Source organism: Arthrobacter sp. 10N410 (assembly GCF_056394945.1).
In genome coordinates, this window is record NZ_JBFTIP010000003.1 from 359,138 (window position 1) to 371,302 (window position 12,165).

Consider the following 12,165-nt stretch of genomic DNA (forward strand, 5'->3'; position numbering starts at 1 on the left):
GGAGGTTAGGCACCTACGACCTTTTCCTTGCAGAAAGTAGCCTCATGAAGATCCGCAACAATGCGCTGGCAGGCATCGCCCTCGCCGCCACCGCCGCCCTCAGCCTCGCAGCCTGTGGCTCCGGCGCATCGACCTCCGGCAGCACCACCGGAGCCGACGGCAAGCCGGCCGGCGAGATTACGGTCTACAACGCCCAGCACGAATCCCTGACCAAGGAATGGGTTGACGCCTTCACCTCGGAAACGGGCATCAAGGTCACCCTGCGCCAGGGCGACGACACCGAAATGTCCAACCAGATCATCCAGGAAGGCGCGGCCTCCCGCGCCGATGTGTTCCTCACCGAGAACTCCCCCGCCATGGCCCAGGTGGAAAACGCCGGGCTGTTCGCGGACGTGGACAAGGCCACCGTCGACCAGGTTCCGGCCGAGTTCCGGCCCTCGACGAACAAGTGGACCGGCATCGCCGCCCGCTCCACCGTGCTGGTCTATGACAAGGCCAAGCTGAGCCAGGACAAGCTGCCCAAGTCCATGCTGGACCTGGCCAAGCCCGAGTGGAAGGGCAAGTGGGCGGCATCGCCGTCCGGCGCCGACTTCCAGGCGATCGTCTCCGCCCTGCTCGAACTCAAGGGCGAGGCCGCCACTGAGGAATGGCTCAAGGGCATGAAGGAGAACTACAAGGCGTACAAGGGCAACAGCACTGCCATGAAGGCCGTCAACGCCGGCGAGGTGGACGCCGCCCTGATCTACCACTACTACTACTACGGCGACCAGGCCAAGACCGGCGAGAACTCCAAGAACGTCACGCCGCACTACTTCAAGAACCAGGACCCCGGCGCGTTCGTGTCCGTCTCCGGCGGCGGCGTGCTCAAGTCCTCGAAGAATGCGGCGGCCGCCCAGGCCTTCCTGAAGTTCATCACCGGCAAGAAGGGCCAGGAAGTGCTGCAAAAGGGCACCTCCTTTGAGTACGCCGTCGGCTCGGACGTCCCGTCCAACGACAAACTGGTTCCGCTCAAGGAACTGCAGGCACCCAAGGTCGATCCGGCCAAGCTGAACTCCGCCAAGGTCACCGACCTGATGACCAAGGCAGGACTGCTCTAAGCAGTGACAAAAACGCTAACGGCTCCCGGAACCACCGGAAGCACGACGACGGCGGGCAGGGGCAAACGCCCCCGCCCGCCTTTCGGCGTTTCCGTGGTAGCCATCCTGGCGGTCCTGATCGCCCTGTTTTCGCTGATCCCGCTCGGCTACGTGGCGGTCATGACAGTCGCCACCGGCTGGGACACCGCCGTCGGCCTGATCTTCCGCGCCCGGGTAGGCGAGCTCCTGCTCAACACCGTGCTGCTCACGCTGATCACCGTGCCGCTCTGCCTGATCCTGGGCGTGGGCGGCGCGTGGCTGGTGGAACGCACCAACCTCAAGGGACACAAGTGGTGGGCCGTGCTGCTCGCGGCGCCGCTCGCGGTTCCGGCCTTCGTCAACAGCTACGCCTGGGTCTCGGCCGTGCCATCGATGGGCGGGCTCTGGTCCGGCGTGCTGATCGCCACCCTGTCCTATTTCCCGCTGGTCTACATCCCCGCCGCCGCGACGCTCAGCCGCCTGGACCCCGCCATCGAGCAGTCCGCCGCCTCGCTGGGCCTTGGGGCGTGGCGCGCCTTCTTCCGTGTGGTGCTGCCGCAGCTGCGGATCGCGATGACCGGCGGCGCGCTGCTGGTCTCACTGCACCTGCTGGCCGAGTACGGCGCCTTCGCGATGATCCGTTTCGACACCTTCACCACCGCGATCATGGTCCAGTACCAGTCCACCTTCAACGGGACGGCCGGGAACATGCTGGCCAGCGTGCTGGTGTTCCTCTGCCTGATCCTGCTCCTCGTGGAGGTCCGCAGCCGCGGCACCGCCCGCTACGCCCGGGTGGGCTCCGGCGCCCAGGCCCGCGCACTGCGCCTGCCGCTGCACGCCTACCAGCTGCCCGCGCAGCTGTCCCTGCTGGCCCTGACCGCGCTGGCTTTCGGGCTTCCGCTGACGTTCGTGCTGCGCTGGATCTTCGCCGGCGGGCCGGACATCTGGGCCGCCGATGAGTTCCTGCCCGCGCTGCTGCAGACGCTCGGCTACGGCCTGGCCGGCGCCCTGGCCACCACCGTGGTCGCGTTCCCGATGGCGTACCTCGCCGTGCGGCATCCCGGCTGGTTCAGCAAGGCCCTGGAGCTCTCCAACTACGTCACCAGCTCCATGCCCGGGATCGTCGTCGGCCTGGCCTTCGTCACCGTGAGCATCCGGCTGGCACCGGACCTTTACCAGACCACGGCACTGCTGATCTCCGCCTACGTCCTGCTGTTCGTGCCCCGGGCGCTGGTGAACATCCGCTCCGGGCTTTCGCAGGCCCCCAAGGAGCTCGACGAAGCGGCCCAGGCCCTCGGCAAGCCTCCGCTGCTGGCCTTCCTCCGGGTTACCCTGCGGCTCACGGCTCCGGCCGCGGCCGGCGGCGCTGCCCTGGTGTTCCTTGGGATCGTGAACGAACTGACGGCCACCCTGCTGCTCTCCCCCAACGGGACGCGCACCCTGGCCACGGAGTTTTGGAGCAAGAGCAGCGAAATCGACTACGCCGGTGCCGCCCCCTACGCCCTGCTGATGATCCTGATCTCGGCGCCGATGACCTACCTTCTTTTCCAGCAGTCCAAGAAAGCAGCGGGACAGTGACCGAACAAAACCCCTCCCGACTTCCGGAACCCCGGATCGCACCCTCCGTGGCGCCCAGCACCAACAGCCACCTGGAAGTCGAGGCCGTCACCAAGAACTTCGGTTCCCAGGCCGTCCTCAAGGGCGTCAACCTTTCCGTCGCGAAGGGCGGCACGACGGCGATCGTGGGCCCCTCCGGCTCGGGCAAGACCACCTTGCTGCGGTTGATTGCCGGCTTTGAGCACCCCGACACCGGCAGCATCTCACTCGATGGCCGCAAGGTAGCCGGCGACGGCCTCTGGGTGCCCGCGCACAAGCGGCACGTCGGCTACGTGGCCCAGGACGGCGCCCTCTTCCCGCACCTGACCGTGGGCCAGAACATCTCCTTCGGACTGGACGCCGGCAAGCTCCCCGGCGGCCACCGCGGAGTCAAGGCCCGCGTCGCGGAGCTGCTCGAGATGGTCGCCCTGGACCCGGCCATGGCCAAGCGGCGGCCGCACCAGCTCTCCGGCGGTCAGCAGCAGCGCGTCGCGCTGGCCCGCGCCCTGGCCCGCGAGCCCGAACTGATGCTGCTGGACGAACCGTTCTCCGCGCTCGACGCCGGGCTGCGCGTCGCCACCCGCCGCGCCGTCGGCAAGGTGCTCCACGACGCCGGCGTGACCACCATCCTGGTCACCCACGACCAGGCCGAGGCGCTCTCCTTCGCGGACCAGGTCGCCGTGATGCGCGGCGGCAAGCTCGCCCAGATCGGCAACCCGTTTGTGGTCTACACCCGCCCGGCGGACCGGGCCACCGCGGAGTTCCTGGGCGACGCCGTGATCCTCGACGCCTGGATGGAGGGTTCCCTGGCCACCTGCTCGCTGGGCGGCATTCCGGTCCGCCGGCCGCCGGCACAGGGACGGGTGCAGCTCATGCTCCGGCCCGAGCAGATCCGGATCGCGGAGGACGGCCCCATCCGCGGCACCGTGGTGGACACGGACTACTTCGGCCCGGAGACCACGGTACGGCTCAAGCTGGCCGTTCCTCCGGTCCTGGCCGAGGGCGCCGTTGCCGACCACCGCTACCCCGGCGGCGGCGAGATCATCACCATCCGGCACTGGAACGCGTCGATCGCCCGGCCCGGCACCGAACTGTGCCTGAGGGTGGTGGGTGAGGCCGTGGCCTTCCCGATGGAGGACACCACGCAGGACTGAGCCCCGCCGGTCGGGCGACGTGCCCGCAGACGGGCGGACCTGCAGGCGGGCGGCACCGCGGGCGGGCCTAGGTCCGCCCCGGCCTTCCGGCATAGGCTGGGGCGCATGACTGTTCAGCCAGCACTCCACCGTCAGCACTGTTCCGTGGCCGCCCCCACCCAGTTGTGGCTCGACGCCGACGGCCGGCTGGCCGGCGATGTATCCGGCGAGAGCGCCGCAGGTACAGCCACCGCCACAGGCGCCGGCGACTGGTTCACCGGGCTCTTGCATGGCGACACCCGGATGCTGTGTCGGGCCGAGGTGACCGTCAACGGCTTCGCCCCGGAACCGGCCACGGTCGAGGCCTCCCCCGGCGGGGTGCTCCGGGTCCGCGGACTCGTGCGCGGCATCGAGGGCCCCACCGAGGATCCCGCCGTCGAACTTGTGCAGACCTGGACCGTCACGCCCGGCGCTGTCCGCGTCTCGCTGCGGCTGAGCACCTCGCTGGAGGCCCTGGACGCGGAGGTTGAGGTGCGGCTGGCTGCGGACTTTACCGACATGGCCGCCATCCGGCTCGGGCGCTACCGCGAACCCTTGCAGCCCGCGGCGGCGGATGATTCCTCGCTGCGCTGGAGCGAGGGCGGCAAGACCCTGACCGTTTCCGCGCCCGGCAGGGTGGCCCGCGGCGAACGGCTGATCTGGCGCGGGACCGCCGGCCGCGGCAGGCCGCTGGAAGCCGAGTGGCAGGCCGTGCTGGCCGACACCGAGGACATCGTGGTGGCCGCGCCGCCGCCCGCCCGCCGGGTCCGGACCGAGCCGGAGGGGGACCTCGGCCTGCTCCTGGACAATGCCCTCGACGAGCTCGACGGGCTCCGGCTGGCCACCCGGAAAGCCCCTGAGGCGCCGTTCCTCGCCGCCGGGGCGCCCTGGTACTTCACCCTGTTCGGCCGGGACTCGCTCTGGGCGGCCCGGCTGCTGCTGCCGTTCGACGCCGCCCTTGCCGCCGGGACCCTGCGCGCCCTTGCCGCTTACCAGGGCACCAAAACGGACCCTGCAGCGGCCGAGGAGCCGGGCAAGATCCTGCACGAACTGCGGGCCAAGGAACTGGTGCTGGAAAGCCAGGCCCTGCGGCTGCCCCCGGTGTACTTCGGCGCCGTGGACTCCACCCCGTTGTGGCTGTGCCTGCTCGGCGAGCTGGGCCGCGCCGGCACCGACGACGCCGCGGTCCGCGCCCTGCTGCCGAACGCCGCCCGCGCCGCGCAGTGGCTGCTGGCCGCCGGGATGGCCGGTGCAGACTCCGGCAACGGCGGGTTCCTCAGCTACCAGGACACCTCCGGCCACGGGCTGAGCAACCAAGGCTGGAAGGACTCCCGGGACGCCATGCAGTTCCGCGACGGCCGCCAGGCCGACGGCCCGATCGCACTCTCCGAGGTGCAGGGCTACGCCTACCAGGCAGCCGTGGGGACGGCAGAACTGTTCGACTCGTACGGCGAACCCGGGGCCCAGGAGCTGCGCGACTTCGGCGAGGCGCTGAAACACAACTTCCGCGAGCGCTTTTGGGTTCAGGACGACGGCGGCCGGTTCCCCGCCATGGCGCTCGACGGCCACGGCGAACCGCTGGACATCCCGGGCTCCAACATGGGCCACCTGCTGGGCACCGGGATCCTGGACGCCGCGGAGGCGCGGCTCGTGGCGGACCGGCTGCTCAGCCCGGAGCTGTTCTCCGGCTACGGCCTGCACACCCTGTCCCGGCGCGCGGCGGGATTCTGGCCCTTCAGCTACCACTGCGGCTCGGTCTGGAGCCACGACACCGCCATCGCGATCAGGGGCCTGCTCAGCGAGGGATTCACCGCCGAGGCACGGGTGCTGGCCGAGGGCCTGCTGAGCGCCGCGGGGTCGTTCGGGCACCGGCTCCCGGAGCTCTTCGCCGGCGTCACCGCGGCCGAGTCGGGGCGCGCGGTGCCGTATCCGGCCTCCTGCCACCCGCAGGCGTGGTCCTCAGCCTCCGCGGTGGTGCTCGCCCAGGCGCTCGGCGTAGCGTTCTAGGGCCTCTGCTCCGCCCGGGCCGGCAGACCCGGCTCGGCCTGAAGTGCCGGGTAGGCCGGAAGTGCCGGCGCGGCCGGCGCCTGGTCCGGGTCCGCCATCCGGGGGTCCGCCGTCCGGGCGCCGCGCAGGCCATCGACCAGGACCACGACGCCGGTGACGGCCACCGCCAGGCCCAGCGAGGCGACCACGTCCGTCAGCCAGTGGTAGCCGAGGTAGAGCCGGCTGAACGCGACCAGCAACGTGCCGAGGGCGGCCCCCGAGAAGGCCAGCACCGCCGTCGAACGCCGCGCCGTGCGGGCGCCGGCGCTGCCCAGCAGCAGGTACACCAGCACCAGCAGGAAGACGCCGGTACCAAAGGTGTGCCCGGAGGGGAAGGACAGGGCATCGTCGGGGCCCATCAGGAAGTCCGTAGCCGAGGGCCTGCCGCGCGCGACCTCGTGTTTGATCAGGGTGGACACGCCGAAGGCGGCCGCCATGGCTCCGAGGAGCAACGCCGGCCGCCAGATTTCGCGCTTCCAGACCGCCCAGCCGAGCGCGAGCAGGCCCCCGATGACCGTCATCCAGCTTGGCGAGGTGACCGTGCTGACGGCAGCCAGGATTCCTGTGGCGAGGGGCGACCGGTCCTCCACCAGGGCGTCATGGACTCCGCCGTCGAGCAACGCGAGCCCCGAGTCCGTCTGGACTGCGGCCAGCATGAGCCAGAACACGGCCTCGCCGGCCACCAACAGGCCTGCGGCGGCAAAGAACAGCGTGCGCTGCGAACGCTGGGTGGGGGCGGCGGCGCGCGAGGGCCCGCTTTGGGTGGTAGGCATTGGGCTATTTTCCCACCCCAGGCTGTCGGGCTCCCGGACGGTTACCGGGAAGTCGCTGAAGGTCCGGGATCCGGCCGCCGGCTTTGCGGGTACGGCGTTTCAAAGCGTGCGAGCATGTCCACGAAGCCGGCGATCTTCCGCTCCCGGGTGGCGGCCTGCTTGACCGAGTTGGTCCGGTAGATCAGCGCGAACCGGTTCACCGACGTCAGGACCGCAAACATCGCCTGCGCCCGGGGGTCCGCCGCGATCGCCGCGGCCAGGTCCTCCGGCACCTCGGCTGCGGCCTGGCCCGCATAGGCCGCCTCCCAGCGTCCGTCGGCCTTGGCGCTGTCGACGGCAGCGCGCCCGGCGGGGGCCATCCGGCCGGCCGCTTCGAGGCGCCCGACGCGCTCCACGTTCCGCGCCGACCAGACGCTTTTCGGCCCCCGACGGGTCATCCGCTGGAAGGACGTCTCGGCATCCCGGCGCCTGCCCTGCCCGTCGATCCAGCCAAAGCACAGCGCCTCCTGCAGGGCGGCCTCGTAGTCCAGTTCGGTAACCGAGCCGCCCTTCTTGTGCAGTACCAGCCACACCCCGGGGCTCTCCGCGTGGTGCTGTTCCAGCCACGCGCGCCACTCGGCGGCGTCTTTCACCAGCAGTTCCCTTAGCTCAGCAGCCATGGCACCATTGTGCTCCCGGCCCCGAACCATCAGGGAGATACCAATGCTGCGTGTCCGCCCCATCCATTTCACCTCCCGGCTCGATCAGTGGGAGCGGCTGCTGACCGACCTGGGCATGGTAAAGACCGCCGACGAGCCCACCTGGCGGGAGTTCGACGCCGGCGCGGGACGCCTGGCACTGCACTTCGCCGAGGCGGGGTCCGCGGAGGACGGCACCACCTCCTTCGGCGTCGAGGTCGGCGACCTGGCGGAATTTGCCCGCCGGACCAACGAAGCCGGTGCCGCGACCGGTGCCGCCGGCGGCACCACGGCGGAGCTCATCGACGCCGACCACGGTTCCTCGTGCCGGGTCTCTTCGCCGGATGGGTTCAGCTTCCTGGCAGATCCCGCCGTGCGCGCGTCCGACGGCACCTGGTCCACGTCTGCGGAGGCGGAGCCGGGTCTCGCCGTCGTCGGCGTCTGGTTCGCGCAGGATCCGCGGGCGGCGACCCAGACCCTGCGCGACATCGGCGCCCGCCCCCGCCCGGTGCCGGGCGCACCCGGTGTCGGCTACGCCGACCCCGACATCGTCGAAACGGAGGCGTTCACGGCGAAAAACGGCGGCGTCCTGATGGTCGGCGCCGCTGCCGGAACCGCGGCGGGCGCCGGGAGCGCCGGGCTGGCCTTCGAATACGACGGCGACCTCGACGCTCTGCGCGAGCGGCTCGCCGAGGCGGGGCATGACGTTGCGGCGGTCGAGGAGGCCGCCCTGCCGCTGCTGCACGTGGGCAACCCCGATGCGGACGGCAGTGCCGCCCACCCCCACGCCCTGTGGATCGCCGCGGCCCCCGGGTCCGAATAGACAGGGTGACCACGCCCGGGGAACGCGGATGGGGTAGAACTTAACCATGAACGTTCGCACCCCCGACCCCAATCCCGGCTGGCTTTCCGACGAGGATCTCTTCGAGGCCCGCGGCCGGCTTCCCATGGTCTACGTCGAGGCCGTTCCGGTCCGGCTTGACCCGCTCGGGTTCGTGAACGAGGTCGGCACCCTGCTGCAGGCCGACGAGGACGGCACCATGATCCGGTCCCTGGTTTCCGGCCGGGTGCTGTACCGCGAGACCATCCGGGCGGCCCTGTTGCGCCACATGGAAAAGGACCTTGGCCCGCTCGCCTTCCCGCAACTGCCGATCAGCCCGGTCCCTTTCACGGTGGCCGAATACTTCCCGTCCCCGTCCCACACCGGCTTCACCGACGACCGGCAGCACGCCGTCGCCCTGGCCTACATCATCCCCGTCACCGGCGAATGCTCTCCGCGGCAGGACGCCCTGGAACTGACCTGGATGACCCCGGAGGAAGTGATGAGCTCGGACGTGCAGCTGGAGTTCAGCGGCGGCCGCGGCGCCCTGATCCGCCAGGCACTGGCGTTCGCGGGCGTCGGCCACTAGGGAGTCTGCCCGGAGCAGCTGGACCGCCCCCGGGACGACCGGGCCGCCCCGGCGTCCCCGACTTCGCGCGCCGGTCTTTGTAGACTGTTGAGCGGACCGAAAGAGAAGTTAAGGACTCCAGATGACCCACCCCACAGCCTCACTGAACTACAGCGAACGGCAGGCGGGATCTCTGCAGACCGGGGATCTGCTGCTCCTGCCCGACGCCACGCGCACCGCCGAAATCCAGCGTGTGGACGTCGACAACGACGATTTCGGTTCCCCCGCCATCGTCCGCGCCACCCTCACCGGGGGCGGAGTGCTGCGGATCGCCGCCGGCTCCGTGGTCCGGGTCCGGGACGCCCCGACCGAGGCCGCGGAGCTGTCCCCTGTGGACGACGCCGGCCGCCAGGACGACGATGCTCCGGAGACCGCCTCCGGCGAACCCGCCGCTCCCTCCGCGGACGACGCCGGCCCGGAACTGCAGGTGGTCCCGCCCCGTCCCGCGGAGGACGGCAGCCCGACGTCGCCGTCCGCCGTCGTCGTCCCGCCGCCGCCGGTGGTTCCGCCGGCCGTCAGTGGACCGAGCGAGGCGGACCTGGCCTTGATCCCGATCGCGGAGGGAACTCCGGAGTCCGTAGTGGAGGCCGCGGCCGAGGCGCACCCCGATGCGCTGGGCGTGTTGTTGCTTAGCGACCGGCTCACCAAGGGCATCAACACCAAGTCCGGCAGCTGCCTCAAGGACCTCAGCGATCTGGCGCATGAACTGTTCGTCGTGCTCAAGGACGCCGACAACGCCCTCGCCGTCGCGGACCTGCTCAACGTGTTGCCCTTCGACGGGAACCCGGGCCGCTGGGCGTCGGTGGAAGCGTCTCTGGCGCTGGCCAGCTACATTTGCCGCCAGCGCGGGGAAGACGAACGCGCGGCCGTCTATGAGAAGTTCCTGCGGGCGCCGGACGCCATGGAGACGGACCCGTTTAAGTCGCGGATAAACGCCAAGGTGCGCCAGCGCTCACTCAACGAGCCAAACCTGTACGACAAGGAAATCTTCCGCGCCATCGACAACGCCAACCCGGATGCGGAGCGGGAGTGGCGTTTGCTGCGGCTTGAGGCGCTCCTCTTCCTGCGCGCGCACGGCGGCTCGCAGACCATCGGAGGCCCGGAAATAGAACGCCGGATCAGCAACGAACTCGAGTCCGTCCGCGGCTGAGCGCGCCGGCGGAACGCGGCCCGCCCGGGACGCCGATCGGTGGGCGTTTGGCCCTACCCGGGCAGGGCCGGGCGGGGTAAATTCAGCCCCATGACGAACAATCTCAGCGTGGTGATCAACTCTGACGCGCCGCAGGTCTGGACGATGCTGCGCGAACCCGCGAAGGTGGCCCAGTGGCACGGCTGGGAGGCCGACGACCAGGCCGCCGAGATCAACGCGATCTACTTCAGCCCCAACGTGGTCGAGAGCGCGGACCACTCGTCGCTCGTCGTCGACGGCGGCGACATCTTCACCCTCAAACCGGTCCCCGCCGGCACGGAGGTCAGCGTGACGCGCGCGGCGATCGACCACAATTCGGAGTGGGCGGCCTGGGACGAGGACATCACCCAGGGCTGGCTGACCTTTTTGCACCAGCTCCGTTTCGCCCTCGAGCGCCACCCGCACGGCAACCGGCGGACGTTCTTCTTCTCGGTGCCCGGGACGGGTGGCTCCGCGATCGACAAGCTGGGCCTGGCCGATGTGCCCGCGCCGGGCGAGCCGTACTCGCTGACCCTGGCCACCGGGGAGGAGATTGCCGGGAAGGTCTGGTTCCGGAGCAACCACCAGGTGGGCCTGACCGTGCACGGGTACGCCGAACACGGCGACGGCCTCGTCATCGTGGCGGACCAGCCCGCCATCCCCGAGGTCCGGCCCGACGGCGGCTCCCTGGTGATCGTCTCCACCTACGAGCTCGGCGCCCACCAGATGGAGGCCATCCGCAACTACTGGGACAGCTGGCGCGCTGAGAACTACCCCACATCGGACCCGCTGCACTAAGGGTTCCGCGGTGTTAGCTGGCACACTTGAACGGTGCCAGCGAATCCTGAACCCGCCCCCTCCGCCCCGCTGCCTGCCCGGCAATCCGAGTTTTCCTTCCGGGTGGGCAAGCGCTTGAGCGAAACGTGTGCGCCGTCGGGCGCGCAGGTGGCGGCGAACGGCGGGGAATTCCTGGGCCGCACCGGCACCATCGCCACCCCGCACGGGGAGATCCAGACGCCGGCGTTCATCGCCGTCGGAACCAAGGCCACGGTGAAGTCCGTGCTGCCCGAGGCCGTCGCCGATCTCGGCGCGCAGGCCGTGCTGGCCAACGCCTACCACCTGTACCTGCAGCCCGGCGCGGACGTCCTGGACGAGGCCGGCGGGCTGGGCGCCTTCATGAACTGGCGCGGCCCCACGTTCACGGACTCGGGCGGCTTCCAGGTGATGAGCCTGGGGTCCGGGTTCAAGAAGGTCATCGACATGAAGTCGGTGGACCACTCCGGCCCGGACGACGCCGTCGCGCCCGGCAAGGAACGCCTGGCCCACGTGGACGAGGAGGGCGTCTGGTTCAAGAGCCACCTCAACGGCGACCGGCACCGGTTCAGCCCCGAGATCTCGATGAACGTCCAGCACCAGATCGGCGCGGACATCATGTTCGCCTTCGACGAGCTGACCACGCTGCAGAACTCCCGCGGCTACCAAGAGGAGTCCCTGGAGCGCACCCGCCGCTGGGCCGAACGCTGCATCACCGAGCACTTCCGGCTCACCTCCGAGCGTGCCGGGAAACCCTACCAGGCGCTGTTCGGCGTGATCCAGGGCGCCCAGTACGAGGACCTGCGCCGCAAGGCCTGCCGGGACCTCGGCGCCATGAACTTCGACGGCTTCGGCATCGGCGGGGCGCTGGAGAAGGAAAACCTGGGCACGATCGTGCGCTGGTGCAACGAGGAACTGCCGGAGAACAAGCCGCGGCACCTGCTGGGCATCTCCGAGCCCGACGACATTTTCACCGCGATCGAAAACGGCGCGGACACCTTCGACTGCGTCTCCCCCACCCGGGTGGCCCGCAACTCGGCGTTCTACCACCCCACCGGCCGGTACAACCTCTCCGGCGCCATGTACAAACGCGATTTTGGTCCGCTGCAGGAAGGCTGCGACTGCTACGCCTGCCTGAACTACTCGCGGGCCTATATCCATCACCTGTTCAAGGCCAAGGAGATGGTCTCGGCCACCCTGATCTCGATCCACAACGAGCGCTTCGTGGTGAAAATGGTCGACGACGCCCGCCTCGCCATCGAGGCCGGCACCTTCTTCGAATTCAAGGCCGAGACCCTGGGCCGGTATTACTCCTAGGCTCCCGCTCCGGCCGCGCCCCCGTCCCTCCTTCGGCCGT

At 70.1% G+C, this 12,165-nt stretch carries 11 protein-coding genes; 9 read left to right on the forward strand and 2 right to left on the reverse strand.

Annotated features, from left to right (window positions below):
- The first annotated feature begins 44 nt into the window (after window positions 1-44).
- The 4 genes from AC1DB8_RS09355 to AC1DB8_RS09370 all read left to right on the forward strand — a co-directional run bounded on the left by AC1DB8_RS09355 (window position 45) and on the right by AC1DB8_RS09370 (window position 5,890).
- Window positions 45-1,097, forward strand: a complete 1,053-nt coding sequence (locus tag AC1DB8_RS09355; RefSeq protein ID WP_476892849.1) for an iron ABC transporter substrate-binding protein — start codon at window positions 45-47, stop codon at window positions 1,095-1,097.
- A gap of 3 nt (window positions 1,098-1,100) precedes the next feature.
- Window positions 1,101-2,693 (forward strand): ABC transporter permease, encoded by a 1,593-nt coding sequence (locus AC1DB8_RS09360; protein ID WP_441418965.1) that lies wholly within the window; start codon window positions 1,101-1,103, stop codon window positions 2,691-2,693.
- Window positions 2,690-3,865, forward strand: coding sequence for an ABC transporter ATP-binding protein (locus AC1DB8_RS09365; protein WP_441418964.1), 1,176 nt, complete (start codon window positions 2,690-2,692; stop codon window positions 3,863-3,865). Before AC1DB8_RS09360 ends, AC1DB8_RS09365 begins: the two co-directional genes overlap by 4 nt.
- A gap of 105 nt (window positions 3,866-3,970) precedes the next feature.
- Window positions 3,971-5,890: a glycogen debranching N-terminal domain-containing protein gene (locus AC1DB8_RS09370; RefSeq protein ID WP_476892850.1), complete on the forward strand. Its 1,920-nt coding sequence runs from the start codon at window positions 3,971-3,973 to the stop codon at window positions 5,888-5,890.
- Here AC1DB8_RS09370 and AC1DB8_RS09375 read toward each other — a convergent pair.
- Together AC1DB8_RS09375 and AC1DB8_RS09380 are read right to left on the reverse strand one after the other, a co-directional pair.
- Window positions 5,887-6,702, reverse strand: a complete 816-nt coding sequence (locus AC1DB8_RS09375) for a phosphatase PAP2 family protein (protein WP_476892851.1) — start codon at window positions 6,700-6,702, stop codon at window positions 5,887-5,889. The genes AC1DB8_RS09370 and AC1DB8_RS09375 overlap by 4 nt on opposite strands.
- Window positions 6,703-6,743: 41 nt before the next feature.
- On the reverse strand, window positions 6,744-7,361 hold the full coding sequence (locus AC1DB8_RS09380; RefSeq protein ID WP_476892852.1) for a YdeI/OmpD-associated family protein: 618 nt from the start codon (window positions 7,359-7,361) through the stop codon (window positions 6,744-6,746).
- Between the two features lie 43 nt (window positions 7,362-7,404).
- On the opposite strand from AC1DB8_RS09380, the gene AC1DB8_RS09385 reads away from it, so the two are divergent.
- The 5 genes from AC1DB8_RS09385 to tgt all read left to right on the forward strand — a co-directional run bounded on the left by AC1DB8_RS09385 (window position 7,405) and on the right by tgt (window position 12,125).
- A complete protein-coding gene (locus AC1DB8_RS09385; protein ID WP_476892853.1) occupies window positions 7,405-8,202 on the forward strand; it encodes a VOC family protein in 798 nt (265 codons plus the stop codon).
- A gap of 46 nt (window positions 8,203-8,248) precedes the next feature.
- Window positions 8,249-8,788, forward strand: coding sequence for an NUDIX hydrolase family protein (locus AC1DB8_RS09390; protein ID WP_175322253.1), 540 nt, complete (start codon window positions 8,249-8,251; stop codon window positions 8,786-8,788).
- 121 nt (window positions 8,789-8,909) lie between these two features.
- Complete coding sequence (locus tag AC1DB8_RS09395; RefSeq protein WP_476892854.1) at window positions 8,910-9,977, forward strand: DUF6707 family protein; 1,068 nt, start codon at window positions 8,910-8,912, stop codon at window positions 9,975-9,977.
- 90 nt (window positions 9,978-10,067) lie between these two features.
- A complete protein-coding gene (locus tag AC1DB8_RS09400) occupies window positions 10,068-10,793 on the forward strand; it encodes an SRPBCC family protein (RefSeq protein WP_476892855.1) in 726 nt (241 codons plus the stop codon).
- A 33-nt stretch (window positions 10,794-10,826) separates the two neighbouring features.
- Window positions 10,827-12,125 (forward strand): tRNA guanosine(34) transglycosylase Tgt, encoded by a 1,299-nt coding sequence (tgt, locus tag AC1DB8_RS09405; protein ID WP_476892856.1) that lies wholly within the window; start codon window positions 10,827-10,829, stop codon window positions 12,123-12,125.
- Window positions 12,126-12,165 lie beyond the last annotated feature (40 nt).